Raw genomic sequence first — 26,715 nt, 5'->3', positions numbered from 1 at the left:
GAACCCTGTGATCCCGAGTTCTCCCGCCGGTGCGGTACCGGCCGTGCGCCTGGACGGCGTCGTCAAGACCTACGGGGGCGTCACCGCCGTGAACGGTCTCGACCTGACCGTCGAACGCGCCCAGGTGCTCGCCCTTCTCGGTCCGAACGGCGCCGGTAAGACCACCACCGTGGAAATGTGCGAGGGGTTCGTCACTCCCGACGCCGGTATCGTCCGCGTCCTGGGTCTCGACCCCGTCGCCGATTCCGACGCTCTCCGCCCCAGGATCGGGGTGATGCTGCAGGGCGGAGGCGCCTATCCGGGTTCACGGGCCGGCGAGATGCTCGACCTGGTCGCGGCGTACTCGGCCGACCCCCTCGATCCGGACTGGCTGCTCCGGCGCCTCGGGCTCACGGACGCCCGCCGCACCCCCTACCGCCGACTGTCGGGCGGACAACAGCAACGTCTCGCGCTCGCGTGCGCGCTGGTCGGGCGCCCCGAACTGGTGTTCCTCGACGAACCGACGGCCGGCCTCGACGCTCAGGCCCGGCTGCTCGTCTGGGAGTTGATCGACGCCCTGCGCCGCGACGGCGTGAGCGTGCTGCTCACCACTCACCTCATGGACGAGGCCGAGGAACTCGCCGACGAGATCGTCATCATCGATCACGGCCGGGTGGTCGCTGCGGGCACGCCCGACGAGGTCACCCGCGACGGCGCCGAGGGCCAGCTGTGGCTGACCGCGCCTGCCGGCCTCGACCTGAGCGCACTGCAGTCGACCCTTGCCGGCACTCATCGGGTCCGTGAGGACAATCCCGGGCGGTATCTCGTGGAGGGCACGATCGAACCGTCGGTCGTGGCGGCGGCAGCGACCTGGTGCGCGAGCCTGGGAGCACTGGCAACCGAGATCCGGGTGGATCAGCGCAGCCTCGAGGACGTCTTCCTCGAATTGACCGGTCGGGAGTTGAGAGGGTGAGCGTGACCCACGATCGTCTGGCGAACAACCGGTTCGCGGAGGGGACGTTCACCCCGCGACCGCAGCCGAACTCGCCGTCGAAGATGCTCGCGGCGCAGACAGTCATGGAACTGAAGTTGTTGCTGCGCAACGGCGAGCAACTCTTGCTGACCATGTTCATCCCGATCACCCTGTTGATCGGGCTGTCCCTGCTGCCGATCGGCGATCTCGGCGACTCGCGGGTCGATCGCGTGCTGCCTGCGGTGATGATGGTGGCGGTGATGTCGACGGCGTTCACCGGGCAGGCGATCGCCGTGGGCTTCGACCGGCGCTACGGCGCCCTCAAGCGGATCGGCGCGACAGCGCTTCCCAAGTGGGGAATCATCGCCGGGAAGAGCGCGGCCGTGGGGATAGTCGTCGCCCTGCAGTCCGTGCTGCTCGGAACGATAGGACTGGCGCTGGGTTGGCGACCCTCCCCCGTCGATCTGCTCATCGGGGCGGTCGTCATCGCCCTCGGCACGGTGATGTTCGCGACACTGGGTCTGCTCCTCGGCGGAACGCTCCGTGCCGAGATCGTGCTCGCCCTCGCGAACATCGTGTGGTTCGTACTGCTCGGGATCGGCAGCATCGTGGTGCTCGGCGACGTGATCCCGGAAGCGGTGGCCCACCTGCTGCGGATCGTCCCGTCCGGGGCGCTGACCCTTGCGCTCGAGAGCGCCACGACGGGTGTGTTCGACTGGCTGTCGATCGTCGCGCTCGTGGTGTGGACGGTGATCGGCGGCACCGCCGCGGCGAGATGCTTCCGGTTCACCTGAGCGCCGGGATACCCGATCCGGCGCAACCCAACTACAGCGTGTAGTGGTTCACGCCGTACCATCGAATCGTGTTGTATCGCGGCTACCTGAGCCTTGTCGACCGTCTTCCCCTGCCCTCGTTGCGGACGCAGAAGATCATCGCGTTCCTCACGATTCTCACCCAGGGTGGCATCGCCGTGACCGGCTCGGTCGTCCGCGTCACCGCCTCCGGACTGGGTTGCCCCACCTGGCCGCAGTGCTTCCCCGGCTCGTTGGTCCCGGTGGGTGTGTCGAGCGGGGTGAACACGCTTCACCAGATCGTCGAATTCGGCAACCGGCTGCTGACCTTCGTGGTCGTGGCCGTCGCCGCCGCGATCGTGCTGGCCGTCACCCGGGCCCGTCGCCGCAAGGAGGTCATCGCCTGGGCATGGGTGATGCCCGCGGGCACCGTGCTGCAGGCGATCATCGGCGGGATCACCGTGCTGGCCGGGCTCGCCTGGTGGACGGTCGCGATCCACCTGCTCGCGTCGATGCTCATGGTGTGGCTGGCAACGGTGCTCTACGCGAAGGTGAGCGAGCCGGACGACGGCACGGTGGTGCAGGTGCTGCCCCCGCCGCTGCGATGGCTCACCGCACTGTCGGGAGTCGCGCTCGGTGTGGTCCTCGTGCTCGGCACGATGGTCACCGGCGCCGGTCCGCACGCCGGCGACAAGAGCGTCGAGAATCCCGTCCCGCGCCTCGCGCTCGACATCACCAATCTCGTCCATCTGCACGCCGAGGCGCTCGTCGGCTATCTCGCGCTGCTGATCGGCCTGACCTTCGCCGTCTACGCGGTCCACGCCCCGCGAGCCGTCACGCTCCGTCTGAAGGTCGTGCTCGCCCTGGTGGTCGCGCAGGCCGGCATCGGCCTCGTGCAGTTCTGGACGGACGTGCCCGCCGTGCTGGTCGTCTGCCACGTCGCCGGGGCCGGACTGTGCACGGCGGCCACCGCCGCGGTCTGGGCCGCCGGACGGACACGCACGACGATCCCGGATCGCGAGCCCGTTCCGGTCTGACCGGCAGCCGGCGCGGCCCCCTTCCCGAATTCGGGAAGGGGGCCGCGATCGTCGTACGGGTGTCGGGTCCGTCAGCGCTCGTTGCGGGCCTTCGGGAACTTGGTCTGACGCGCCACCCAGCCGGCCATCCTCGCCCAGTGCCCCTTCTGCGGGTTCGCGATGCTGGTGACCTCACGGTCCCACTCCGAGACCGTGACGTCAGGGATTTCCTCGACGATGGCGCGCGCCGTCGGCAGATCCTTCGCGACACGGTCGCCGAGGGTGCCGTCGGCGGCGACCACGGTGATCCGGACGCCCGACAGACCGATGGGCTGCAGCACGGCCTTGCCGGAACCTCCGTGCGCCGCGACGAAGCTGCGGATGGACGAGACGATGTCGGCCGGTGCGGCCACGACCTGGGTTTCCACGCTCATGTCTGCAGAATACTGTGAGCCGCATGCATGCGATCGAAGTGGCACAGCACGGTGGTCCCGACGTCCTCGTCTCCGTCGAAAGACCCGACCCCGAGCCCGGCCTCGGAGAACTGCTCGTCCGCACCGACGCGATCGGCGTGAACTTCATCGACACCTACTTCCGCACGGGTCTCTATCCCACCGACCTGCCCTACATCCCCGGCTCGGAGGGCACCGGCACGGTCGTGGCGGTGGGCGAGGGCGTCCGCGACACGGCGGTGGGTGACCGCGTGTCGTGGTGCGCGGCGCCCGCTTCCTATGCCGAACTCGTCCGGGTCCCCGAGAACATCGCGGTCCCGGTCCCGGAGTCCGTACCGGCCGACCAGGCCGCCTCCGTCCTGCTCCAGGGCATGACAGCGCACTACCTCCTGAACTCCGTCTACGCGGCGCAGCCCGGCGAGACGGTGCTCGTCCACGCCGGTGCAGGCGGTGTGGGGCTGATCCTGACTCAGCTCGCCGTCGCGAAGGGTGTGCGGGTGATCACCACCGTGTCGTCCGACGAGAAGGAAGCCCTGTCACGGGAGGCCGGCGCCACGGAGGTACTGCACTACGGCGACGACCTCGCCGGGCACGTGCGCGACCTCACGGGCGGCGAGGGGGTGGCCGCGGCGTACGACGGTGTCGGTGCCGCGACCTTCGAGTCGTCGCTGGCGTCGGTCCGCGTGCGCGGCACGGTCGCCCTGTTCGGTGCTGCGAGCGGACCCGTCCCTCCCTTCGACCTGCAGCGCCTCAACCCGGCGGGATCACTGTTCGTCACCCGCCCGACCCTGGCGCACTACACCCGAGACCGCGACGAGCTGTTGTGGCGTGCGGGCGACGTCCTCGCGGCGCTCGCCGACGGGTCGCTGAAGCTCCGTGTCGGTGCGCGCTACCCCCTGGCGGAGGCCGCCCGTGCCCACATCGATCTCGAGGGACGCCGGACCACCGGCTCGATCGTCCTGATCCCGTGATCGACCGAGCCCACACGACGACGCCCCGGCCGTTCGGCCGGGGCGTCGTCGTGGAGCAGTCGTCGTGTGAGTGACGATCAGAAGTAGGAGCCGATCGTGGGCAGTGCGAGTACGGAATCGATCGCCAGACCGAGACATACCACCGCGAGGTAGTTGTTGGACTGCAGGAACAGTTTGAGCGGCTTGACCGACGCTCCGCCGCGCACGCTGTTGTACAGCTGGTGGGCGACGAGCAGGAACCAGGCGCCCGCGAGCAGCGCGACCGCCGCGTAGATCACCCCGGCGGCCGGGACGATCACCAGCGTCGCGATCACCGTCGCCCAGGTGTACATCAGAATCTGCTTGGTGACGTGCTGTTCGGTGGCGATCACCGGCAGCATCGGCACGCCCGCGGCCTTGTAGTCCTCCTTGTAGCGCATCGCGAGCGCCCAGGTGTGCGGCGGCGTCCAGAAGAAGATGACCAGGAACAGCACGACCGGTTCCCAGCTCAGCGAACCGGTCACGGCAGCCCAGCCGACCATCACGGGCATACACCCGGCCGCCCCGCCCCAGACCACGTTCTGCCAGGTCCGGCGCTTGAGCACCATCGTGTACACGAGCACGTAGAACGCGATGGTCGCCACGACCAGGACGCCGGCCAGCAGGTTGGCCCGCCACCACAACCACACGAACGACGCGACACCGAGCACCATGCCGAAGACGAAGGCGTTGCGCGTCGGCACCGTCTGCCGGGCCAGCGGACGCAACGCCGTGCGTTTCATCACCTTGTCGATGTCGGCGTCGACGACACAATTGAGCGAGTTGGCGCTCGCGGCGCCCATCCAGCCGCCGAACAATGTGCTCAGGATGAGCACGATGTCGACGTTCCCGCGATCGGCGAACAGCATCGCGGGAATGGTCGCGACCAGCAGAAGTTCGATCACGCGCGGCTTCGTCAACGCGATGTAGGCGAGGACGGTGCCGGAGATCCGGCCCCACGCGGTGTCGGAGCGCGGGGCGCTCGGCGCTTCGGGGGCGCCGAAGCCGTGTCCTCCCGGCCGTCGCCCTGCCCGCACACTGTCTCCTTGTCCCACGCGGATCCGCACCTTCGTTTCGCCCGTTCACGGTCGCCCGGTTCCGGACGCTCCTCTACTACGAACGATGGTAGACCGGACCGTTGCCCGGACCGAATCGACCCGTTCGGAGCAGCGCACTAGTCTGAAGTAGCGCGCGGGCCGACTTCCACCCGCCGGGACCCCGTACACCCATGTCAGGAGACTTCACGCTCGTGTCGATCACAGACGAGATCCGCACCCTCACCCAGCCTGCGCATCCTGCCGACTGGACCGACCTGGACACCAAGGCGGTCGACACCGCGCGCGTGCTCGCCGCCGACGCCGTGCAGAAGGTCGGAAACGGGCATCCCGGTACCGCGATGAGCCTCGCTCCTCTCGCGTACACCCTCTACCAGCGTGTGATGCGTCACGATCCGACCGACCACGAGTGGGTCGGCCGCGACCGCTTCGTACTCTCGTGCGGACATTCGAGCCTGACGCTGTACGTCCAGCTGTACCTGTCCGGCTACGGTCTCGAACTCGCCGACCTCGAGGCACTGCGCACGTGGGGTTCGCTCACCCCGGGCCACCCCGAGTACGGGCACACCGCCGGGGTCGAGATGACCACCGGCCCGCTCGGCCAGGGTCTCGCGTCCGCGGTCGGCATGGCGATGGCTGCCCGCCGCGAGCGCGGCCTGTTCGATCCCGAGGCGCCCGCAGGCAAGAGCCCGTTCGACCACTACGTCTACGTGATCGCCTCCGACGGCGACATCGAGGAGGGCGTGACCTCCGAGGCGTCGTCGCTCGCCGGTGTCCAGCAGCTCGGCAACCTGATCGTCTTCTACGACGACAACAAGATCTCCATCGAGCACGACACCGCGATCGCTCTCGGTGAGGACGTCGCCAAGCGCTACGAGGCGTACGGCTGGCACGTACAGACCGTCGAGGGCGGCGAGAACGTCACCGCACTGCTCGAGGCCGTCGAGGCCGCGAAGGCCGTCACCGACCGTCCGTCCTTCATCTCCGTCCGCACGATCATCGGCTACCCGGCCCCGACGAAGATGAACAGCGGCGACGCGCACGGTGCCGCGCTCGGCGCCGACGAGGTCGCCGAGATCAAGAAGATCCTCGGCTTCGACCCCGAGAAGAACTTCGACGTCGATCCGGCGGTGATCGAGCACACCCGGCAGGTCGTGACGCGTGGCGCCGAGGCGCGCGCGGCGTGGCAGGCCGACTTCGACGCGTGGGCCACCCGCGAGCCGCAACGCAAGGAGCTGTTCGACCGCCTGTACGCCGGTGAGTTCCCGGAGGGCTGGGTCGACGCCCTGCCGACCTACGAGCCCACCGAGAGCGGTCCCGCGACCCGCTCGGCGTCCGGCAAGGCCCTCGCCGCGCTCGGACCGGTGCTGCCCGAGCTGTGGGGCGGCTCCGCCGACCTCGCCGGCAGCAACAACACCACGATCCCCGGTTCCGACTCCTTCGGCCCCGAGGCGATCTCCACGAAGGACTGGAACGCGCAGCCCTACGGACGCACCCTGCACTTCGGTGTGCGCGAGCACGCCATGGGTTCGATCCTCAACGGCATCGCCCTGCACGGCCCGACCCGCCCCTACGGCGGCACCTTCCTCGTCTTCTCCGACTACATGCGACCTGCGGTGCGTCTCGCGGCCCTCATGCAGACCCCGTCGATCTACGTGTGGACGCACGATTCGATCGGTCTCGGTGAGGACGGCCCGACCCACCAGCCGATCGAGCACCTCGCGGCGCTGCGAGCGATCCCGAACCTCGCGGTGATCCGCCCGGCCGACGCCAACGAGACGTCGTTCGCGTGGAAGGCCGCGTTGGAGAACCGCACGGGCCCGACCGCGCTCGCGCTGACCCGCCAGAACGTCCCCGTGCTCGAGGGCACGCGGGAGAAGGCCGCCGAGGGTGTCGCCCGCGGCGCCTACGTCCTGGCCGAGGCGTCCTCGGGGACCCCGGAGGTCGTGATCCTCGCGACCGGATCCGAGGTCCAGCTCGCCGTCGCCGCCCGCGAGACCCTCGAGGCCGACGGTGTGGCCACCCGCGTCGTCTCCGTGCCGGTGCTCGACCGCTTCCTCGAGCAGGACCAGGCCTACCGCGACGAGGTCCTGCCCCCGTCGGTGCGCGCCCGCGTGTCCGTCGAGGCCGGGCTCGCCATGCCGTGGTACCGCCTGATCGGCGACGCCGGTGAGCCGGTCTCGCTCGAGCACTACGGCGCTTCCGCCGACTACAAGACCCTGTACCGCGAGTTCGGCATCACCGCCGAGGCCGTCGTCGACGCTGCGCGCCGCTCGCTGACCCGAGTGAAGGGATGATCCGATGACCCAGCAGACCTCCACGCAGAACGCTGCGCTGGCCGAACTGTCCGCCCAGGGTGTGTCGGTGTGGCTGGACGACCTGTCGCGCGACCTCATCGACTCCGGCAAGCTCGCCGAGCTCGTCGCCACCCGCAGCGTCGTCGGTGTGACGACCAATCCGTCGATCTTCCAGGCCGCCCTGTCGAAGGGCCACGCCTACGACGCGCAGATCCGCGACCTCGCCGGAGCCGGCGCCGACGCCACCGAGGCGATCCGCACGGTCACCACCGACGACGTCCGTTCGGCCTGCGACGTCCTCGCACCGGTGTTCGAGGCGACCGGCGGTCTCGACGGACGGGTGTCGATCGAGGTCGACCCGCGTCTGGCGCACAAGACGGACGACACCGTCCAGCAGGCCCTCGACCTGTGGCGCGTCGTCGACCGCCCGAACCTGTTCATCAAGATCCCCGCGACGGTGGCGGGCCTGCCGGCCATCGCCCGGGTGATCGGTGAGGGTGTCAGCGTCAACGTCACCCTGATCTTCTCGGTCGAGCGCTACGAGCGGGTCATCGAGGCCTACCTCGACGGTCTCACCGCGGCGAAGGCCGCCGGGCACGACCTGTCGGCGATCCGCTCGGTGGCGTCGTTCTTCGTCTCGCGTGTCGATACCGAGATCGACCCGCGCCTCGAGGAGATCGGCACCGATCAGGCGCTGGCTCTGCGCGGCAAGGCCGGCTTGGCCAACGCGCGACTCGCGTACGCCGCCTACCAGCGGGCGTTCGAAGGCGGAACGCGCTTCGAGCAGCTCGCCGAGGCCGGTGCCGTTCCCCAGCGTGCGCTGTGGGCGTCGACGGGTGTGAAGAACCCCGACTACCCCGACACGCTCTACGTCACCGAGCTGGTCGCGCCGAATACCGTCAACACGATGCCGGAGAAGACCCTCGAGGCCGTCGCCGACCACGGCGAGGTCACGGGCGACACCGTGACACGCAACGTCGCCGCTTCCCAGCAGGTGTTCGACGCGCTGACCTCGGTCGGCGTGGATCTTCCCGACGTCTTCCGCAAGCTCGAGGACGAGGGCGTGGAGAAGTTCGTCGTGTCCTGGAAGGACCTGCTCGCGGCAACGACGGAACAGCTCGCGGCTCACGCGCCGGGCGCGGAGGGCTGAACGTGCCCGAATCCGGTGCGGCGGAGTGGGTGAATCCGCTCCGGGACAACAGAGATCGCAGACTGCCCCGTATCGCCGGCCCGTGCGCGCTGGTGATCTTCGGTGTGACCGGCGATCTCGCCCGGCGCAAGTTGATGCCCGCCGTCTACGATCTCGCCAACCGCGGTCTCCTGCCGCCCGGATTCGCGCTCGTCGGTTTCGCCCGGAGGGATTGGGCCGACGAGGATTTCGGTCAGGTGGTCCACGACGCGGTGCGTGAACATTCGCGTACCCCCTTCCGCGAGGAGGTCTGGCAGCGCCTCGCGGAAGGGATCCGCTTCGTGCAGGGCACCTTCGACGACGACGCGGCATTCGCGGAACTCGCGACGACCCTCGAGAAGCTCGACCGCGAACGGGGTACGGGCGGCAACCACGCGTTCTACCTGTCGGTCCCGCCGGACGCCTTCCCCGTGGTGTGCGGGCAGCTGTCGCGTTCGGGTCTGGCCGCGCAACGCAACGGCTCGTGGAGCCGCGTCGTGATCGAGAAGCCCTTCGGGCACGACCTCGAGAGCGCACGCGAACTCAATTCGGTTGTCGGTGAGGTGTTCTCCGAGGAATCCGTCTTCCGCATCGATCACTATCTCGGCAAGGAGACGGTTCAGAACATCCTCGCGTTGCGTTTCGCGAACCAGATGTTCGAGCCGGTGTGGAACGCACACTACGTCGACCACGTGCAGATCACGATGGCCGAGGACATCGGCCTCGGTGGTCGCGCCGGCTACTACGACGGCATCGGAGCAGCCCGCGACGTCATCCAGAATCACCTGCTTCAGCTGCTCGCCTTCACCGCGATGGAGGAGCCGGTGAGCTTCGCGGCGTCGGAGCTGCACGCGGAGAAGATCAAGGTGCTGTCGGCGACCCGGCCGGCCGAGCCGTTCGAGGAGACCACCGCGCGCGGCCAGTACGCATCCGGGTGGCAGGGCGGCGAGAAGGTCGTCGGTCTGCTCGAGGAGAAGGGCTTCGCGGCGGATTCGACCACCGAGACGTACGCGGCCATCACCCTCGAGGTCGACACCCGCCGCTGGGCGGGTGTGCCCTTCTACTTGCGCACCGGCAAGCGCCTCGGCCGCCGCGTCACCGAGATCGCAGTGGTCTTCAAGCGGGCCCCGCACCTGCCGTTCGACAAGACCATGACCGAGGAGCTCGGTCAGAACGCGCTGGTGATCCGCGTACAACCCGACGAAGGCATCACGATGCGCTTCGGGTCGAAGGTGCCCGGCTCCGAGATGGAAGTCCGGGACGTGAACATGGACTTCAGCTACGGCCAGGCGTTCACGGTCTCCTCCCCCGAGGCCTACGAGCGACTGATCCTGGATGTGCTCCTCGGCGTCCCGTCGTTGTTCCCGGTGGACGAGGAAGTCGAATTGTCCTGGAAGATCCTCGATCCGGTGCTCGAGCACTGGGCGGCGAACGGACGACCGGAACCCTACGAGTCCGGTACGTGGGGTCCGCATTCGGCCGACGAGATGCTCCGTCGTACGGGCCGGGAATGGAGGCGTCCGTGAGGCTGCAGTTGCGTAACACCTCCGCCAACGCCATCAGCCGCAAGCTGGTGGAGTTGCGACGGTCGAGCGGAATGGTCACGCAGGGACGTGTTCTCACGTTCATCGTGTGCGCCGGCGACGCCCGTGGCCTCGACGCCGCGATCACCGCGGCCACCGAGGCGTCGAAGGAACATCCCTGCCGCGTCATCGTCGTCGGTCGTGGTCGCCAGGACGGCCCGTCGAGGCTCGACGCGGAGATCCGGGTCGCCGGTGAGGCGGGCGCGTCCGAGGCGTTGATCCTCGCCCTGCACGGCGAACTCGGTGAGCACCAGGAATCGGTTGTGGTGCCGTTCCTGCTGCCGGACACCCCCGTCGTCGCGTGGTGGCCCAACCAGGCCCCTGCGGTACCGGCCGAGGATCCGGTGGGACGTCTCGCCGTCCGCCGCATCACCGACGTGACCAACTCCGACGACCCGCAGGCCGATCTCGCCACCCGTTTGTCCGGTTATCGGCCGGGCGACACGGATCTGGCCTGGGCACGGATCACCTACTGGCGGGCACTGCTGGTCTCGGCGCTCGACCAGCCACCGCACGAGCCGGTGCTCTCGGCCCGTGTCTCGGGGCTGCGAACCGAGCCCGCCGTCGATCTGCTCGCAGGCTGGCTCGCGAGCCGTCTCGACTGTCCCGTCGAGCGAACGATCGGCGAACTGAGGGTGGAATTGCGCACGACCTCGCAGACGATCGCTCTGGAGCGACCGCAGGAAGGCCGCGTGGCAACCCTCGAACGTACCCACAAACCCGATTCGCTGATCAGCCTGGCGCGCCGGAACTCGGCCGAATGCCTCGCCGAGGAACTGCGCCGACTCGATCCCGACGAAGTCTACGAAGCCGCGTTGTCGGCCCTGCCGAAGGTGGAATATGTCTGACCTCGCCCGGAACCCGTCCGAGATCCTGCGTTTCGCCGATGCCGACGAGGTCGCGAGCGCGGCGGCGTCCGCCTTCGTCGACGCGGTCGTCGCCGCGCAGCGCGAGCGGGTGCAGGCCCATGTCGTGCTCACCGGCGGCGGCACCGGTATCGCGATGCTCGAGCATGTGCGCCGCGCCCAGGGCGGTATCGACTGGTCGGCAGTGAACGTCTACTTCGGCGACGAGCGTTTCCTCCCGCCCGGCGATCCGGATCGCAACGAGGTGCAGGCCCGGCACGCTCTGCTCGACCACGTGCCGATCGACCCGACCCGCATCCACGCCATGCCGGCGCTCGGCGAGGACGGGTGCAGCACGCCGCAGGACTCGGCGCAACGGTACTCCGAGCTCCTGGCCGCACACTCCCCCGACGGCACCGTGCCGGTGTTCGACGTGCACCTGCTCGGGATGGGCGGTGAGGGACACATCAATTCGCTGTTCCCCCATACCGATGCGGTGCGCGAGTCCGAGCGTTTCGTGGTGGGTGTCGACGATTCACCGAAGCCGCCGCCGGCACGGGTGACGTTGACGCTGCCCGCCGTACAACGGGCGCGCCAGGTGTGGCTGCTGGTCACCGGCTCCGCCAAGGCCGAGGCCGTCGCGGCGGCCGGGGCCGGTGCCGCACCGGAGGATTTCCCCTCGGCGGGCGCCCGTGGCACCGAACGCACCGTGTGGTTCCTCGATCCGGAGGCCGCCGCGCAACTTCCGGCCTCATGATCGAGCCGAGTACTGCCGAGATCGCTGCCTGCGTCGTGAGGCCGCGATCGGCGACTCGGCGCTCACGCGCCGGCACCATCGAAGTCGGGGTCGTCGGCCTCGTCCGTCTCCGTGCGACGATCCCCTGCGGAGTGGCCACCGCTGCGGTCGTCGAGACCGCTTCGCACACAACGCATCCGAATCGACGATCGCGGACCTGCCGTCGACCGTAGTGCTCGTAGTGGTGATCGGCCCGGGACACATCGCACCGTTCGTGGGTCCATGCCGGTGAACTCCTCCCGTCGTGGACCGTTGTCGTCACGGCCCTCTGTCTCGTTCGACGCGCCGGGACGCCCGACGGTTCCATTCGGAACGAAATCGACGGTTCCGATTCGGGAGCGAGCGGTCAGATACCCCGTTCGATCACCGCGGCGGTGACGCGGTCGTCGATCGACGACACGGGGTTCTCACGTGCCACCCAGGGATCGCCACCGAAGTACTTCGCGAAGATCTTCTCGGCTGTGCGGGTGGCGAGCGCCTGCGTCGTCAACGTCGGGTTCGGACCTCCCAGACTGTTGGCGAGCGCCGAATTGTCGGCGACGAACAGCCTTTTCACCCACCGCGCTTCGGCGTCGGCATCGAGCACCGAATCCCGGTCGCTCACCCCCATCCTCATGCTCGACTGCGAGTGCAGGATCAGCGGCGGCCAATCGCAGCGATGCACCCTCTTCGCACCCGCCGCCCTCATCAACTCGACGGCCTTGCGGGTCGCGTAGTCACGATTGCGGCGGGTACGAGCCGAGCGCCGACGATGCTGCACGGTCACCCGCGGCGCCGGACCTCCTTCGTCCGGATACAGGATCGGTGAGAGCGTCACGCGGTTGTCAGGTTCGACGTCGTCGTCCGAGATGACGAGCGCCGCGAGGACGCGGTCGGCGTCCGCCATCGTGTCGAGCAGGTCGCGTCCGACGAGCCGCCCCATACTGTCGGCCCCCGCGGAATCGACGACACCGCCGGCACGTCCGTACCCGTGGATGCCGGAGTCGCTGAAGTTCAGCGCATACGCGATCAACGCCGGGGGCAGACCGACCTGCTCGATCCCGCCGTAGCCGGGCAGATCGACGCGAGCGTTGGAACCCGGTCCGCGCGTCTGTCCGGTGTACTCGTCGAAGACGCCGAAGACCGCGTCCATGTGGTGGTCGGTGAGACCGCGGCCGACCCAACCGTTCGGATTCGGCAGCGTCGAGTTCAGCCACAATCGCGGGCTCTCGATGCACCCGGCCGCCAGCACCACCACCGGGGCGGTCGCCTCGTGCTCCTCCCCCGCTGTCGTGAACCGCACGCCGCGTGCCACGGTCTCCCCGTTCACCTCGTCGACGAGAATCTCGGAGACCACCGCATCGGCGATCAGAGTGACGGCACGCCCCGGGGATGACCACGCGTCTGCGGTGAGCATCATCGGGACGTACGAGTTGTCGGTGGACCGTTTGGCCTTGAGATTCCGCGGCGCCCCCAGCGGCAGGAAACAACCCTGATAACAGTGCCCGCACATCGTGCAACCCCGCGCTTCGGGATGGTGCAGACGCGCGCGGTCGCGGGTGCGGCCGGCGGTGCCACCGGGTTGGAGGATCGCGTTCTGCTGGGCGCGGTGGGCTGCCCCGGTGGTGTCGAGCGAGGTCTGGTGCGGCAGACCCATGGCGGCTGCGCCCCGCAGGAACAATTGCTCCTTGGCACCCATCGGTGCGGTCTGCACGGGCAACGTGGCCTCCACCCACTCGTAGTAGGGACGCAGATCGTCGTAGCCGAAGGGGAACAGGTGCGCCGTGTCGTACATGTCGCGGTCGGCGCCGTCGTATCCGGAGAACGCGCCGGGTGCCGCCCGCGGTGAGTTACCGAAGAAGTGGAGCGTGGTGCCCCCCACGCCGGACACCTGCCACACGAACGAGTTCTGAGGCAGATCACGCAGCCACGGCGTGCCCGAGCGGTCTCCCGGCCCGTGGCGGAACAGCCCGGTGATCGGATTGTTGATGTCGTCCTCGAAGTGGGTCCACTCGTTCTCCGGGTCGGCGAAGCGAGGTCCTGCCTCGAGAACGAGCACGTCGAGGCCGCGCGCTGCGAGCTCCTTGGCCACGACGGGTCCGCCGCCACCGGCCCCGATGACGATGACGTCGGTCATCTGTCCCCCACCTCGTCGATTCCGCCGTAGTAGCCCAGGAACTCGTCCCACCCGTCGCTCGGCCCGGCATAGCGGCTCAGCTCCCAGCCGACCGGGCGTCCCGTGATCTGCCGGCGCGCGCGGTCGTAAGCGGAGACCTCCGCGAAGGCCGCGAAGGCCGCCAGGGTGGGGATGGCATTGACCACGAACTTCAGCACCAGACCTTCGAAACGCGGGTCGGTGTCGAGCCATTCCAAGACCTGCGCTTTCGCGGCGTGACTCAGGTTCGCGAAGGGCGCCGCGAACGGCCCACTCACCGAACGCGGGTCGGCGGTGACACCGAAGGTGTTGAGCAGCACCGCGATCGCCGCGGCGCCGGGCAGGTTGCCCGCCTCGGGGCCGAGCAGCGGCATCGGCGACGCCTGGTCCAAAGTTCGCTCGAGGGATTCCGCCGTGCCGACGGTGACGCCACCGGGCCTGTCGGTCCACACGCCCTGCTGGTGCGAGTACAGGTCGTTGCCGGGTACGACGAACGCGAGCACTCCGTTGATCGTGTCGCGCACCGGAGGCGTCTCGCTCGGCGGACTCGCGGCCGACTCCCGCGCGAACACCCCTGCGGTGCCGACCAGGGCCGCCATGGTCGTGGCCATTCCGGCGAGAAAACGCCGCCTGTTCCAGTACCCCTGTTGCGCGTCGTCCACGTCGCCCCCTCGTCGCTTCCGGCGTGCAGCGTACGAGATGTCACGGAACGGGTGCGGTATTTCGCCCGAATCGCCCGTCGGTCGTACGGACCGGCGGAGCCATCAACGGAAATCGGGTAGCTCGCTACCCGTGTCGTCCGCGCCCGAAGCGCGGAGGATTCGAACACGGTCGATCGGTGCAACGGGGTGAGAATCATGTTGCAGAAGAGGGAAGACAGCCGGTTCGCGACGATCTGGAAGCGGCACCGCAGCCAGGGAGACAGCCCGGCCGCACCTCCCGAGTTCACGCTGCGCAATGCGACGCCTTCCCGGCTTCGCATCACCCGCGCGGACGGCCGAACACTCGTGTTCTCACCACTCGAACGCCGCGTGCTCACCGAAACCGAAGAACAGTGGCTTTGGCAAGGTCTGATACGTCGCGGACTCGTGTCCCCTGTTCGACCCTCGGTCGAGAAACGTCTCGACGGCGCCAAACCGCGTTCCCGCCGTCAACTGCACACGGTCACGCTGTGGTGCATGCTCGCGATCAGCGTGGCAGTGCCCGTCCTGGCGTTCCGGGCCGGGCTGGTGAGGATCACCGAGGCACCCATCGTCGCCGTCGTGTTCGTGGCAGTGGCAACCATGTTGCCGGGTCTGTTGTTCTTCCTGTTCGACCGTCAACGTTTGAGCACGCTGCGCGACCGCTTCGAATGGCAGATCTTCCGGCTGGACCCGAATGTCCGCACGCTGGCAGACGTGCAGTCGAAGTACGGCAGCCAGATGGACGAGGTCTTCTACGCTGCAGACGAACAGACCACGACGGTGAACGCCACTCAGCGACTGTGGCCCATCCTCGTCTCCACTGTCACCATCGCGTTGGGCTGGACCATGGCCCTGCATTCCCCCACCGCGCCCGACACAACCCTTTTCGCTGCGCTCGCCGACCCTCTTGCGTTCGCGTTCCTGGGCGCATACTTCTTCTCCCTGAACACCTGTCTGCGCCGCTATTCCCGGAACGACCTACGACCGAAGGCATACAGCGCGATCACCGTGCGAGTGATCACCGTCGCCATCCTGGCCTGCCTGCTACAGGCCGTCGTCGAATCACCGGAGTCATGGATCTACGACGCCACGGTGCTGCCGTTGGCGTTCCTGATCGGCGTGCTTCCTGAAACAGGGATGGTGCTGCTCCGCCAGACTCTGCGACACCGCCTTCTCCCCAAGGATCGCCGTGCCCTCGAAGAGCAACTACCACTGACCGACATCGAAGGACTCGACCTCTACGACCAGGCACGTTTGATCGACGAGGGCGTACCCAACATCGAGGCTCTCGCGCACCACGATCTCGTGGACCTGTTGCTCGAAACGCGAATCCCGGTCGGGCGTCTCGTCGACTGGGTAGACCAGGCGATCCTGCGCCTACACATCGTCGAGTCTCCGAAGACGGACGATCCCGGCGACCTCGAGGGCACGGAAGTGCTGTCCGATTTGCACGCGTTGGGAATCCGCAGCGCCACCGATCTCCTGGCGGCCAAACGGAGATGCGCCTACCGCAACGCTCTGGTCGACGCGATTGCCCGCCGTGGCGATTCCCCGGACACCGCCGAGTGCCGTCTGGAACTACTGACCGGCGCGTTGTGCGACGACGAGTGGATCAGCTACATACAAGCCTGGCGTGCTCGAACCTTGATGCCTGATCGGCACATCGAACTCGACGATCGAGGTGAGCCGGTATCGGATGAGACGACCGCTCCCCACCACGACCTCGATGCTTGCGAATGTGGCAGCCACCCCGCGGGCCGTGAATGCTCGAACCCGATGTAGGACGGGTCTGACCCGATACAGGAAGACGCATGGACCCCACGCGCACAACGCCACCTCGCCCTCCCGAACCGCGCCGCCGGAGACAGGCGGAGCGGTTGCGACCCACGACACGACATCCGTCACCTCTGTCGACACCACAGTCGTGGTGGGCGCGGATCAGCCTTCGCGGCGGTCGGATCTTCGGGTGGCACGGCTGGCCCAAGGTGGCGTCACTTGCCACCACGGTCGCTGCGGTCGGTGCGCTCTGGTTCTCCGGCCAGTCGTTACGCGCCAACGAGAACCAGTACCAACTCTCCGAACAGGGACTCCTCACCGAGCGTTTCAGCAGAGCCGTCGAGCAGCTGGGCTCGTCGGCGCTCGACGTCCGCTTGGGCGCGGTCTATTCCCTCGAACGCCTGTCCCGCGACTCCGTTCGCGATCATCCGACGATCTTCGAGGTCCTGGGTGCTTTCGTCCGAACCCATTCCCCCGTCACGCCAGGGTGCGCCGAATCGCCGGATCCCCTCGCCGAGCCTCGCCCCTCGGTCGATGTGCAAGCGGCTCTCACGGCCATCGGGCGACGGAATGCTGATCACGATGGACCCAACGCGATCGATCTGTCGGCATCCTGTCTTGCCGGCGCCTCTCTGACCGATGCAGATCTCTACGATGCCGATCTGGCCGAGACCGTGCTGGCCTACGCCGATCTCCGAGGAACCGACCTCACGGCTGCTCACCTGACCGACGTCGACCTCTACGGTGCCGACCTCACAGGCGCAACGTTGATCGGCACCGAGCTTCGCGAGGCCGACCTGACCGGCATCGTGTACGACGCCAGCACCACCTGGACCGACGGAACTGCACCGCCCCCGCCTGCTGTCCCCCGTTGAGTCGGGTACTACGCCTGTAGGTACTCGGTCCTATTCGGTCCGGAGGAGATCGAGTAACGCACTACTCGTGCTGATGCCTGCCGACGGCGCACACTGGGAATATCGATTCGGTGGACACGGAAGCGTCCACCCGTTCGAGGAGAAGTAATGCGAATGCAGAAGACGGAGCGACGAGTATCGCATCGGTGATCCCGCCTTCCGGCGGTCCGATCCCCGTGCGCCCTCACTTCGTGTCGCATTCGGTTCCGGCCCTGCCCTCGACTCCGTCGAACGCCGACTTCGTCCAAGGACCCCGTCATGTCCTCGCACCGAGCTGCGGTTCCGCAGCTCTCGTCACCGACATCCGTCGACCCACCACCCACCCATCACGACATCCTCGCGGTGCTGCTCCCCCTGCTCGCAGCGCTGTTCGCCGCATTGCTCTCGGGCACCGTCGCGATCCCCGCACTACCTGCCGTCACAGCAGAACTCGGTGGCGGCTCCGTCGGCCTGACCTGGATCATCACGGTCGCTCTCCTCGCCAACGCGACCACCACCCCGGTTTGGGGATCGATATCCGACCGCTACGACACGCGTCTTCTCGTCCAGGCGGCGCTGTTGACATTGACGGCGGGGTCGGTGATCTCGGCCTGCGCTCCGGCTCTGTCCGTTCTCCTCGCCGGTCGCGTGGTGCACGGGGTCGGTCTCGGCGGCGTCGTGGCCGTGACCGTGGCGGTGCTCGGCGCTCTCATCCCGCCGCGGGAACAGGGCCGTTATGCCGGGTACGGCGCCGTGGTCATGGCGGTGTCGATGGCGGGCGGTCCGCTCCTCGGCGGCGCACTCGTCGACACTCCTCTCGGTTGGCGGGCCTGTTTCCTCGTGCCCGCGGTACCGGCCGGCGTGGCGCTGGTCGCACTGCGACGCAGGCTGAAGTCGCGGCCGCGCAGCTCGTCGGATGCGCGGGTCGATTGGGCCGGCGCGGTACTGCTCACAGCCGGGGTGACGCTGGTGCTCGTGTGGGTCAGCTCCGGCGGCGGGAGCCGGTTGTCGTGGCCGCAGGTCGGATACTTCGTCGTCGGCGGTGTCCTGCTCGTCGCTGCGCTCGCCGTCGAACGCCGCACTCCCGTCCCTGTGGTGCCGGTGGATCTGCTCGGGCAGCGCACCGTCGCGTGCGCTCTGATCACGTCCGTGTCGTCCGGGTTCGCGTTCTACGCAACGCTGTCCTTCCTCAGCGAGTACTTTCAGGCGGTGCGCCACCACACGGCCACTGCCACAGGGATCCTGCTGACTCCCTTGGTGTTCGGACTCGCGTCCTCCTCCTACACCTCGGGTCGTCTCATCGCTCGCTCCGGCAGGTGGAAGGCACTGCTCGTGGCCGGGTCCGTGCTCCAGGTCGCCGGATGCGCGATGCTCGCGTGCGCCGACGGCAACACCGCTCCGTGGTGGATCGAGCTCGCAGTCCTGCTGCTCGGTCTGGGGATCGGGGTCCTGCTGCAGAACCTCGTGACGCTGGTCCAGAACGCCGTCGCCCCGGAGCGTTTCGGTGCGGCCGGTGCGGCGGTCTTCTTCTTCCGCCTCATCGGAGCGGCCGTGGGTCTGCCCCTCCTCGCCGCGACGGTCCCGCCCCACGGCGAGGGCACCGACCGGGTCTTCCTCCTGCTGTCGGTGCTGTCCGTCGTCGGACTCGTCGCGGTCGCCCTGCTGCCGAACCAACGGCTGCGCACCTCCTTGGCCACAGCGGAGGAACCATCGCGGTGAAACGGCTCGCGCCGACAGCCGGATACAGGACAATTTCGGTGAGGCGAGCGCCCATGAGAGGAGCCGTGATGAGCACGCCGAGGACGATCACAGGCGAAGTGAACCCGGAGCGTGATTGCCCGAGCGACTCGTCGCTGGTGCGGCTGAGCTACCACCGCAACTTCCCGCTCCCGATCGGCGAGGTCTGGGCGGCACTCACCGACTCCGAGAAGCTGGGTCGCTGGTACGGCACATACACCGGCGACCCGGCCACGGGCCGTGTGCGGTTGACGATGACCGACGACCACGACTCGGCCACCACATACGTGGACATCCTTCGGTGTTCTCCCCCGGACGGATTCGCCGTCGACGTGGACGGGTGGCAACTCGAGGTTGCGCTGCACCAGGTCGGAAAGGTCACCACCCTCGAGTTCACGCACCGTCACGTTCCGCGCTCGGAAGCCGGAGAGATCGGGCCGGGCTGGCAGTACTACCTCGACCGTCTCGACGCAGCACTGGCCGGCACCCGCCCACCGTCATGGGACGACTATCTCGACCTGGTCGACGAATACCGCTGACCGGCACGGACGCGTCCGATGCAGAAACGCCGTCCGACGCGTCGGACGGATTCGAGTAGTGCACTACCCGTGAGACGTCCTGTCAGGGCTCCTAGCGTCGGGTCTACCAGCCGGACGCATTCAGGGAGTCCTACTATGCCGCAGCCCGGAACAGACACACAGCAGACCGAAACAACGACGAAGAAAGGATCGAAGAACATCGTCCTGTGCTTCGACGGCACCGGGAACGAAATTCGCGCCACGGGGAACACCAACGTCGTCCGATTGTTCCGAGCACTCGAGAACACCACGGGCGAACAGATCGTCTACTACGACCCGGGGGTCGGCACATTCTCGTCGGCCGGCGCGTCGACACGCGTCGGGCAGAAGATCTCGCGCACGCTCGGGCTCGCATTCGGCGTCGGAATCAAGACGAATCTCGCGGAGGCCTACGCCTTCCTGATGAACCAGTGGGAGCCGGGAGATCGAATCTATCTCTTCGGGTTCAGCCGAGGTGCGTACACGGCCCGGGCGTTTGCGGGCATGTTGCACGTCATCGGCATTCCACGACCTGCGGCAGAAAACCTCGTCCAGTATGCGATCGCCAGGTATGCGCCCCGGGGCGAGTGGACAGAGGAGAACGAGAAAGCCGCCCAGGAATTCTCCGCCACCGTGTGCCGTGCGCCGAACGGCTCGTTCTCCGTTCCTGTGCACTACCTCGGCATCTGGGACACTGTCAGCGCCCCCGGCCTGTTCCGGCGAGACCTTCACTTCGTGAAGACCGAGGACCTCCCGAATGTGGAAGCAGGTCGGCATGCCGTCTCGATCGACGAATATCGCAGGCCGTACAAGGCGGACTTGGTGACGAACGCGGCAATCCAAGAAGCCTGGTTCACCGGCGTCCATTCCGACGTGGGTGGCGGATTCAAGGACGACAGACTCGCCAACATCTCGCTTCTGTGGGTGCTCGACGGGGCACGTGAGCACGGGGTACTGCTGCGTCGGAAAGCGGAGTTGCGTGGACTTCCCCAGCGGGACAAAGAGTACGCAAAGGCGAAGCCGAATCGTATGGGCCGGATCTGGATCCTTGCCGGTCGCACACGGCGCCCGATCCCACCCGACGCGAACTTCCACGCGAGCGTGCTGTTCCGGTGGGACGACTTCCGAGACGGCCCGGACGATCCGGCATGCATCGACGACGGCTGGTGCGACCCGGAACCTCCGGACGATCCCGTGCCGCTCGCTCTCTCGGAATCACGCGGCGACCCGGAGTTGCCCGAATCGTAAGCTCCAGCGCCCGCAATCCTCTACTCACCCGGTGGGTTCGCCGACCTCACGAGTCTCGATCGAAGGTGTCGCCGCTCGGGTTCGGTACCGGCGAGCTCGAGCGCGCGCCGATACGCCTCGGCCGCTTCACCTTTCCGACCGACCCGGCTCAGCAACTCGGCCCGCGCCACCGCGTACGGCCCGTAGTCGCGCAGACTCGGCTCCTCCGCGAGACCGTCGAGGAGTTCGAGTCCGGCCGCGGGCCCGTCGCGCATCGCAACCCCCACGGCGCGGTTCAGTGCGACGACCGGCGACGGGCTCAGTGCGGTCAGCACGTCGTAGAGCGCGACGATCTGCGGCCAGTCGGTGCTGTCGACGTCGTTCGCTTCGTCGTGCAGTGCGGCGATGGCGGCCTGCACTCCGTACGGGCCGGGTGGTCCCCCGGTGAGTGCGGCGACCACCAGCGAACTGCCCTCCTCGATCATCGAGCGGTCCCAGCGGGTGCGGTCCTGTACGTCGAGCAGCATCATCGCGCCCGACGGGTCGGTGCGTGCGTCCCGGCGTGCATGGACGAGCAGCATGAGCGCGAGCAGCCCGCTCACCTCCCGTTCCGTCGGCATCAGGCGGTGCAGGATGCGCGCGAGGCGGATCGCTTCCTCGGCGAGGTCGAGGCGTTGCAGATGTTCGCCGCTGCTCGCGACATAACCCTCGGTGAAGATCGAGTAGAGCGCCGCAAGCACCGCCGGTAGTCGCTCCGGCAGTTCGTCGGGGCCCGGCACCCGGAACAGAATGCGAGCACCGCGGATCTTCTTCTTGGCCCGCACGATCCGTTGCGCCATCGTCGGCGGCGGAAGGAGGAAGGCGCGGGCCACCTCGTTCGTCGTGAGTCCGCCGAGGCAGCGCAGGATCAGCGCGACGCGGTCGTCGGCGGCGAGGGCGGGGTGGGCGCAGGTGAAGAACAGTTCGAGGCGGTCGTCCGGCAGCTCACCGGTCTCGGGTGGTTCGTTCGACGTGCGACGTTCGGTGTCGATGGCGAGTTCGGCGAGGCGTGTCGCATACACGCGGTCGCGGCGTACCCGGTCCAGCGCTCGGCGCCTCGCCGTGGTGAGCAGCCAGGCACCCGGACGCTCGGGCACCCCGTCGGCCGGCCAGCGTACGAGCGCCGTTTCCAGCGCGTCCGATGCGACCTCCTCCGCGAGGTCGAGATCGCCGAACCGATGGACGAGCGCGGCGAGGAGCCGGCCGTGTTCCTCCCGGAACACCGCCTCGACGGTCGCGGCCGGTTCCTCCATCGCTCAGTCCCCGAAGTCCGCGATCGGCCGCACCACGACCGTGCCGCCGTCCCTCGAACCGGGGCAGCGGGCCGCCCAGTCGAGTGCCTCGTCCAGACTGCCGACGTCGATGACGTCGCATCCGCCGAGCACCTCGCGGCTCTCGCCGAACGGTCCGTCTGTCACCGTGCGTCGCCCGTTCGCGTCGACCTGCACGGACGTCGCGGTGACGAGATCCTGCAAAGCGTGCCCGGACACGAGGACTCCCGCGTCGCGCATCGCCTTCTCGTAGTTCTGCCAGTCCTCGACGGTGCAGGTGGGCTCGTCGGTCGTGGATGCGTAGATCAGCAGCATGTACTTCATGGCGGTCGCTCCCGTCTGTGTGGTGTTCGTCCTACACCATCACGACGAACGGGCACCTGCCGTATCGACAACCCGACGAGAAATTTTTCTAGCCGCTGTTGCGCAACGCCGTGGCGAGACCGTTCATCGTGATCTGGATGCCGCGCCGGACCCGGTCGGTGTCCTCGCCGGCGCGGAACCGGCGCAGCAACTCGACCTGCAGATGGTTGAGCGGTTCGAGGTACGGGAACCGGTTGTGCAGCGACCGCTCGAGGGCAGGATTGTCCGCGACGAGCGAGTCGTACCCCGTGATCTGCTCGTAGGCGACGACGGTGCGGGCGTGCTCGTCGACGATGCTGCCGAACACCCGCTCACGCAGTTCGGTGTCGTCGACGAGTTCGGAGTACCGGGCGGCCAGGCCGAGATCGGACTTGGCGAGCACCTGCGCCATGTTCGACAACACCGAACGGAAGAAGGGCCAGCGTCGGTAGAGATCCTGCAGAGTTGCCAATCGGTCCGGATCGCCGGATACCCAGTCGTGCACGGCCGTTCCGGTGCCGTACCAGCCGGGGAGCATCACACGGCTCTGCGTCCAGGAGAGCACCCACGGGATGGCCCGCAGGTCGCTGATCGCCTTCGTCTGCTTGCGGGAGGCAGGACGGCTGCCGATGTTGAGCGCCCCGATCTCCGAGACCGGTGTCGCCGTGGTGAAGTACTCGACGAAGCCCGGCGTCTCGTGGACCAGGCGGCTGTATGCGGCGCGGGCCAGGTCGGCGAGTTCGTCGAGGATCCGGTAGGCCTCCGGTGCGTCCTTTCCGAGGCCTTCGACGTCGAGCAGGCTCGATTCCAGTGTCGCCGAGACGAGCGCTTCGAGATTGCGGCGGGCGAGCACCGGTTCGCGGTACTTCGCGGCGATGACCTCACCCTGCTCGGTGAGGCGCAACGATCCCTGAACCGCTCCTGGCGGCTGGGCGAGGATGGCGTCGTAGCTCGGTCCGCCACCGCGGCCGACGGTACCGCCGCGACCGTGGAACAGACGCAGCCGGATCCCGGCGGTGCGAGCCGCGTCGACGAGGTCGAGTTCCGCGCGGTAGAGCGCCCAGTTGGCGGCGAGATAGCCGCCGTCCTTGTTGGAGTCGGAGTACCCGAGCATGATCTCCTGCAGGCCGTCGTGCCCGTCGACGAGGCTGCGGAACTCGGGCACGGCGAGGGCCGCGGTCAGCGTGGCAGCGCCGCCGCGCAGGTCGTCGATCGTCTCGAAGAGCGGGATGACCTGCACCGTGCTGCGCGGATAGCCGCGGTCGAGGTCGAGCAGGCCGACCTCCTTGAGCAGTACCTCGACCTCGAGCAGGTCGGACACCGAGGTGCACATGCTGATGATGTAGTGCTCGATGGCGGCCGGTCCGATGCGGCGGACCACTTCGGCGGCGGCACGCAGGATGCCGAGTTCTTTCGCGGTCTCGTCCGACAGGTGCGCATCGGCGGCGGTGAGCGGGCGGCGAATCCGCAGTTCCGCGGTGAGGAGCGCGACCTTCTGGTCTTCCGGCAGATCGCGATAGCGGTCGGTGACCCCCGCCCAGGAGAGCAGTTCGGCGACGACGTTCTCGTGTACCTCGGAGTTCTGCCGCAGGTCGAGCGGTGCGAGGTGGAACCCGAAGACCTCGACGGCGCTGCGCAGGTGGGCGAGCCGGTCGTCGGCGATCACCGCGGCACCACCCGCACGCAAGGATGCGTCGACGATGTTCAGGTCGGTGTGCAGGCGGGCCGGGTGAGGATACGGTTCGCACGGGATGCGCACCGTGTGGGGCAGGTCGACGCCGGGCAGCAACCGTTCCGCGGTCGCGGTGAGGCGAGCGCGGATGCCGTGCACGGCACGCCGGTAAGGCTCGTCACTGTGCGCGGGATCCTCGTCGCCCGAGTCGTCGGCGAGTTTCTTCAGGGCACCGCTGATGGTCGCGGTGCGTTCGGACATCGACAGTTCGCGTTCGAGCGCCGCGAGTTCGGTGAGGTGATGACGCAGCGCGGTCTCGCAGGCACGATTCGCGGCGGTGGTGACGACTTCCCCGTCGACGTTGGGGTTGCCGTCGCGGTCGCCACCGATCCAGGTGCCGGGCCGCACCAGCGGCTCGGTGAGCACCGCGGCGTCGGGCCAGCGTCGCCGGAGTTCGCGGCGCACTTCGGCGTTGAGAGCGGGCACGACGTCGAACAGCGCGAGGTCGTAATAGCGCAGACCGTTGTCGACCTCGTCGCTGATCCGCAGCCGCGCAAGCCTGATGAGCGCGGTGTCCCAGAGGGTGAGGATGTGCCGGTAGAGCGCACGGTCGATCTCCTCGAGCGCGGCGGGGTCGTCGGTCTTCTCCCGGCGCCGCATGAGGTCGGTGACGGCGGTCTGCACGTCGAAGACCGTGCGCCGCCGGGTCTCGGTGGGATGAGCGGTGATGACAGGAGCGACGAGGGCGGAGGACAGCGCGTCGGTCACGGTGCCGACGTCCAGGCTCGGGCCGGCCGCGTCGAGCTTGGCGTAGGTGGCGGCGAGACTGCTGTCCTGCGGCGGGTCGCCTGCCCGCACGTGCAGGGCGCGGCGTCGTTCGCGGTGCAGATCCTCGGCGAGATTGGCGAGCAGACCGAAATGACTGAACGCGCGGGCGACGGGAAGCAGGTCGTCGGTGGCGACGCCGGCGAAGCGGTCGGCGAGTGCGGTGCGGTCGATCTCGGAGCGCCGGATCCGGAAGCTCTCCACCCGGGCCGATTCGACCAGGTCGAAGGTGTCGGCTCCCGCCTGCTCGCGGATGACGTTGCCGAGGATGCCGCCGAGCAGGCGGATGTCCTCGCGGAGAGGTTCTGTCGCAGATGTAGGCACAGCGTCCGTCATACGGCCAGTATGTGTGCCTCGTGGCCGGTGCGCGACCGCGCACGCGGCCGTGCGCCCGGTCGGATCAGCTGAACTTGATCTGCAGTCCGATGCCGAGGATCGCGATCACCCAGATGATGCCGGTGAAGACGGTGAGACGGTCGAGGTTCTTCTCCGCCACCGTCGAGCCGGAGAGATTGGACTGGACTCCGCCACCGAACAGGCTGGACAGACCACCGCCCTTACCGCGGTGCAGCAGCACCAGCAGGATGAGCAGCAGGCTCGTGACGATCAGGAGGATGTCCAGGAACAGTTCCATGTCGGTGTTCGATGTCCTTCGGATGGTGGGCGACGTCGGCGTCAGCTTACCCGCTCGTCGTGGGACGACGGCGTGGGTGTGCCGGTGAGGGTCGCTGCGAGCACGATGCCGGGCGGGAAATCTGCGTACAGAGGCGAAAAGCGGTGGAGTGCAGGATCTCGACGAGATCGTGCACTCCACCGCGATGTTCGTCGCTCAGAGCAGCGGACCGCCTGCGGCGATCGCCGACAGCTGAGCGAACTCGTCGGCCTTGAGGGAAGCGCCTCCCACGAGACCACCGTCGACATCGGACTGAGCGATGAGCTCGCCGACGTTCTTGGCGTTGACCGACCCGCCGTACAGGACGCGGACCGACGCCGCGACCTCGGACGAGGCCAGCTCGGCAAGGGTGGTGCGCACCGCGGCGCACACCTCCTGGGCGTCGGCCGCCGAGGCGACCTTGCCCGTGCCGATGGCCCAGACCGGCTCGTACGCGACGACGATCTTCGCGATCTCGTCGGCGGACAGACCGGCGAGCGAGTTCTTCAACTGCTCGACGTTGTATTCGACGTGGTTGCCCGCTTCGCGGACGTCGAGACCTTCGCCGATGCAGACGATCGGCGTGAGGCCGTGCCGAAGCGCGGCCTTGGCCTTGTCGCGGACGATCTCGTCGGTCTCACCGTGCAGGGTGCGACGCTCCGAGTGCCCGACCACCACGTAGGTGCAGCCGAGCTTGGCGAGCATCGCGCCGGAGATCTCTCCGGTGTAGGCGCCGGAGTCGTGGACCGACAGATCCTGCGCCCCGTAGGTGATGCCGAGCTTGTCGCCCTCGACGAGCGTCTGCACCGAGCGGATGTCGGTGAACGGCGGGATGACCGTCACGTCGACCTTCTCGAGGTACTTCTCGGGAAGGGTGAACGCGATCTTCTGCACCAGAGCGATGGCCTCGAGGTGGTTGAGGTTCATCTTCCAGTTGCCCGCGATGAGCGGTGTCCGTGCCAT

The 26,715-nt window shown here is 68.1% G+C and carries 23 protein-coding genes; 14 read left to right on the top strand and 9 right to left on the bottom strand.

The window, feature by feature from the left end:
- The first annotated feature begins 7 nt into the window (after positions 1-7).
- The 3 genes from EQ874_RS10675 (at position 8) to EQ874_RS10665 (ending at position 2,780) form a co-directional block, all read left to right on the top strand.
- On the top strand, positions 8-952 hold the full coding sequence (locus EQ874_RS10675) for an ABC transporter ATP-binding protein (protein WP_064064896.1): 945 nt from the start codon (positions 8-10) through the stop codon (positions 950-952).
- A complete protein-coding gene (locus tag EQ874_RS10670) occupies positions 949-1,746 on the top strand; it encodes an ABC transporter permease (RefSeq protein WP_064064897.1) in 798 nt (265 codons plus the stop codon). Before EQ874_RS10675 ends, EQ874_RS10670 begins: the two co-directional genes overlap by 4 nt.
- A 68-nt stretch (positions 1,747-1,814) precedes the next feature.
- Entirely contained in the window at positions 1,815-2,780 is a 966-nt protein-coding gene (locus EQ874_RS10665; RefSeq protein WP_129976720.1) for a COX15/CtaA family protein, read from the top strand.
- Positions 2,781-2,851: 71 nt separating this feature from the next.
- Here EQ874_RS10665 and EQ874_RS10660 read toward each other — a convergent pair whose 3' ends face one another.
- Positions 2,852-3,193: a hypothetical protein gene (locus EQ874_RS10660; protein ID WP_016934848.1), complete on the bottom strand. Its 342-nt coding sequence runs from the start codon at positions 3,191-3,193 to the stop codon at positions 2,852-2,854.
- 23 nt (positions 3,194-3,216) lie between these two features.
- Here EQ874_RS10660 and EQ874_RS10655 point away from each other — a divergent pair, with 23 nt between their 5' ends.
- Positions 3,217-4,182 (top strand): quinone oxidoreductase, encoded by a 966-nt coding sequence (locus tag EQ874_RS10655; RefSeq protein WP_129976719.1) that lies wholly within the window; start codon positions 3,217-3,219, stop codon positions 4,180-4,182.
- A gap of 77 nt (positions 4,183-4,259) precedes the next feature.
- Here the strand turns inward: EQ874_RS10655 and EQ874_RS10650 are convergent, their stop codons facing one another.
- Entirely contained in the window at positions 4,260-5,237 is a 978-nt protein-coding gene (locus EQ874_RS10650; protein WP_064064899.1) for a heme o synthase, read from the bottom strand.
- 212 nt (positions 5,238-5,449) lie between these two features.
- On the opposite strand from EQ874_RS10650, the gene tkt reads away from it, so the two are divergent.
- The 5 genes from tkt to pgl are packed head-to-tail and all read left to right on the top strand — an operon-like array spanning position 5,450 to position 11,905.
- Complete coding sequence (gene tkt / locus EQ874_RS10645) at positions 5,450-7,552, top strand: transketolase (protein ID WP_129976718.1); 2,103 nt, start codon at positions 5,450-5,452, stop codon at positions 7,550-7,552.
- A gap of 4 nt (positions 7,553-7,556) precedes the next feature.
- Positions 7,557-8,702 carry a transaldolase gene (tal, locus tag EQ874_RS10640; RefSeq protein ID WP_129976717.1) on the top strand — a complete coding sequence of 382 codons (1,146 nt, stop codon included), beginning with the start codon at positions 7,557-7,559 and terminating at the stop codon, positions 8,700-8,702.
- Positions 8,703-8,704: 2 nt separating this feature from the next.
- Positions 8,705-10,246 carry a glucose-6-phosphate dehydrogenase gene (zwf, locus tag EQ874_RS10635; protein WP_026003409.1) on the top strand — a complete coding sequence of 514 codons (1,542 nt, stop codon included), beginning with the start codon at positions 8,705-8,707 and terminating at the stop codon, positions 10,244-10,246.
- Positions 10,243-11,151, top strand: a complete 909-nt coding sequence (gene opcA, locus EQ874_RS10630) for a glucose-6-phosphate dehydrogenase assembly protein OpcA (protein ID WP_347400870.1) — start codon at positions 10,243-10,245, stop codon at positions 11,149-11,151. Before zwf ends, opcA begins: the two co-directional genes overlap by 4 nt.
- A complete protein-coding gene (pgl, locus tag EQ874_RS10625; RefSeq protein ID WP_129976715.1) occupies positions 11,144-11,905 on the top strand; it encodes a 6-phosphogluconolactonase in 762 nt (253 codons plus the stop codon). The genes opcA and pgl overlap by 8 nt, the downstream gene beginning before the upstream one ends.
- 385 nt (positions 11,906-12,290) lie before the next feature.
- Here pgl and EQ874_RS10620 read toward each other — a convergent pair whose 3' ends face one another.
- Both EQ874_RS10620 and EQ874_RS10615 read right to left on the bottom strand, forming a co-directional pair.
- On the bottom strand, positions 12,291-14,060 hold the full coding sequence (locus EQ874_RS10620) for a GMC family oxidoreductase N-terminal domain-containing protein (RefSeq protein ID WP_064064902.1): 1,770 nt from the start codon (positions 14,058-14,060) through the stop codon (positions 12,291-12,293).
- Positions 14,057-14,740, bottom strand: a complete 684-nt coding sequence (locus tag EQ874_RS10615; protein WP_129976714.1) for a hypothetical protein — start codon at positions 14,738-14,740, stop codon at positions 14,057-14,059. Before EQ874_RS10615 ends, EQ874_RS10620 begins: the two co-directional genes overlap by 4 nt.
- A gap of 195 nt (positions 14,741-14,935) precedes the next feature.
- Between EQ874_RS10615 and EQ874_RS10610 the strand changes: the two genes are divergently transcribed.
- The 5 genes from EQ874_RS10610 (at position 14,936) to EQ874_RS10590 (ending at position 20,972) form a co-directional block, all read left to right on the top strand.
- Positions 14,936-16,543, top strand: coding sequence for a hypothetical protein (locus EQ874_RS10610; RefSeq protein WP_129976713.1), 1,608 nt, complete (start codon positions 14,936-14,938; stop codon positions 16,541-16,543).
- 203 nt (positions 16,544-16,746) lie between these two features.
- Entirely contained in the window at positions 16,747-17,412 is a 666-nt protein-coding gene (locus EQ874_RS10605; protein ID WP_165369232.1) for a pentapeptide repeat-containing protein, read from the top strand.
- Positions 17,413-17,709: 297 nt separating this feature from the next.
- Positions 17,710-19,149: an MFS transporter gene (locus EQ874_RS10600; protein WP_129976711.1), complete on the top strand. Its 1,440-nt coding sequence runs from the start codon at positions 17,710-17,712 to the stop codon at positions 19,147-19,149.
- Positions 19,150-19,217: 68 nt separating this feature from the next.
- Positions 19,218-19,706, top strand: coding sequence for an SRPBCC domain-containing protein (locus EQ874_RS10595; RefSeq protein WP_064064905.1), 489 nt, complete (start codon positions 19,218-19,220; stop codon positions 19,704-19,706).
- Between the two features lie 135 nt (positions 19,707-19,841).
- Positions 19,842-20,972 (top strand): DUF2235 domain-containing protein, encoded by a 1,131-nt coding sequence (locus EQ874_RS10590; protein WP_064064906.1) that lies wholly within the window; start codon positions 19,842-19,844, stop codon positions 20,970-20,972.
- A gap of 20 nt (positions 20,973-20,992) precedes the next feature.
- Here EQ874_RS10590 and EQ874_RS10585 read toward each other — a convergent pair whose 3' ends face one another.
- The 5 genes from EQ874_RS10585 to tpiA all read right to left on the bottom strand — a co-directional run bounded on the left by EQ874_RS10585 (position 20,993) and on the right by tpiA (position 26,715).
- Positions 20,993-22,243 carry an RNA polymerase sigma factor gene (locus tag EQ874_RS10585; RefSeq protein WP_129976709.1) on the bottom strand — a complete coding sequence of 417 codons (1,251 nt, stop codon included), beginning with the start codon at positions 22,241-22,243 and terminating at the stop codon, positions 20,993-20,995.
- A gap of 3 nt (positions 22,244-22,246) precedes the next feature.
- The gene (locus EQ874_RS10580; RefSeq protein WP_129976708.1) at positions 22,247-22,585 is read right to left on the bottom strand and encodes a YciI family protein; all 339 of its coding nucleotides are present in this window, start codon (positions 22,583-22,585) and stop codon (positions 22,247-22,249) included.
- An 88-nt stretch (positions 22,586-22,673) separates the two neighbouring features.
- Entirely contained in the window at positions 22,674-25,436 is a 2,763-nt protein-coding gene (gene ppc / locus EQ874_RS10575) for a phosphoenolpyruvate carboxylase (protein WP_129976707.1), read from the bottom strand.
- 64 nt (positions 25,437-25,500) lie between these two features.
- The gene (gene secG / locus EQ874_RS10570) at positions 25,501-25,734 is read right to left on the bottom strand and encodes a preprotein translocase subunit SecG (protein WP_026003669.1); all 234 of its coding nucleotides are present in this window, start codon (positions 25,732-25,734) and stop codon (positions 25,501-25,503) included.
- 195 nt (positions 25,735-25,929) lie between these two features.
- Entirely contained in the window at positions 25,930-26,715 is a 786-nt protein-coding gene (gene tpiA, locus EQ874_RS10565) for a triose-phosphate isomerase (RefSeq protein WP_129976706.1), read from the bottom strand.

The organism is Rhodococcus sp. Q1 (assembly GCF_004153645.1).
GTDB lineage: Bacteria > Actinomycetota > Actinomycetes > Mycobacteriales > Mycobacteriaceae > Rhodococcus > Rhodococcus gordoniae.
This window is presented reverse-complemented; position numbering and strand designations above follow the sequence as displayed.

Excerpts from the sequence above, each read along its gene's own strand:
- EQ874_RS10660 (WP_016934848.1), bottom strand. The coding sequence starts at position 3,193 with ATGAGCGTGGAAACCCAGGTCGTGGCCGCACCGGCCGACATCGTCTCG.
- EQ874_RS10655 (WP_129976719.1), top strand. The coding sequence starts at position 3,217 with ATGCATGCGATCGAAGTGGCACAGCACGGTGGTCCCGACGTCCTCGTC.
- tal (WP_129976717.1), top strand. The coding sequence starts at position 7,557 with ATGACCCAGCAGACCTCCACGCAGAACGCTGCGCTGGCCGAACTGTCC.
- pgl (WP_129976715.1), top strand. The coding sequence starts at position 11,144 with ATGTCTGACCTCGCCCGGAACCCGTCCGAGATCCTGCGTTTCGCCGAT.
- EQ874_RS10620 (WP_064064902.1), bottom strand. The coding sequence starts at position 14,060 with ATGACCGACGTCATCGTCATCGGGGCCGGTGGCGGCGGACCCGTCGTG.
- EQ874_RS10610 (WP_129976713.1), top strand. The coding sequence starts at position 14,936 with ATGTTGCAGAAGAGGGAAGACAGCCGGTTCGCGACGATCTGGAAGCGG.
- EQ874_RS10600 (WP_129976711.1), top strand. The coding sequence starts at position 17,710 with ATGTCCTCGCACCGAGCTGCGGTTCCGCAGCTCTCGTCACCGACATCC.
- EQ874_RS10595 (WP_064064905.1), top strand. The coding sequence starts at position 19,218 with ATGAGCACGCCGAGGACGATCACAGGCGAAGTGAACCCGGAGCGTGAT.
- EQ874_RS10590 (WP_064064906.1), top strand. The coding sequence starts at position 19,842 with ATGCCGCAGCCCGGAACAGACACACAGCAGACCGAAACAACGACGAAG.
- EQ874_RS10585 (WP_129976709.1), bottom strand. The coding sequence starts at position 22,243 with ATGGAGGAACCGGCCGCGACCGTCGAGGCGGTGTTCCGGGAGGAACAC.
- EQ874_RS10580 (WP_129976708.1), bottom strand. The coding sequence starts at position 22,585 with ATGAAGTACATGCTGCTGATCTACGCATCCACGACCGACGAGCCCACC.
- ppc (WP_129976707.1), bottom strand. The coding sequence starts at position 25,436 with ATGACGGACGCTGTGCCTACATCTGCGACAGAACCTCTCCGCGAGGAC.
- secG (WP_026003669.1), bottom strand. The coding sequence starts at position 25,734 with ATGGAACTGTTCCTGGACATCCTCCTGATCGTCACGAGCCTGCTGCTC.
- tpiA (WP_129976706.1), bottom strand. The coding sequence starts at position 26,715 with ATGGCACGGACACCGCTCATCGCGGGCAACTGGAAGATGAACCTCAAC.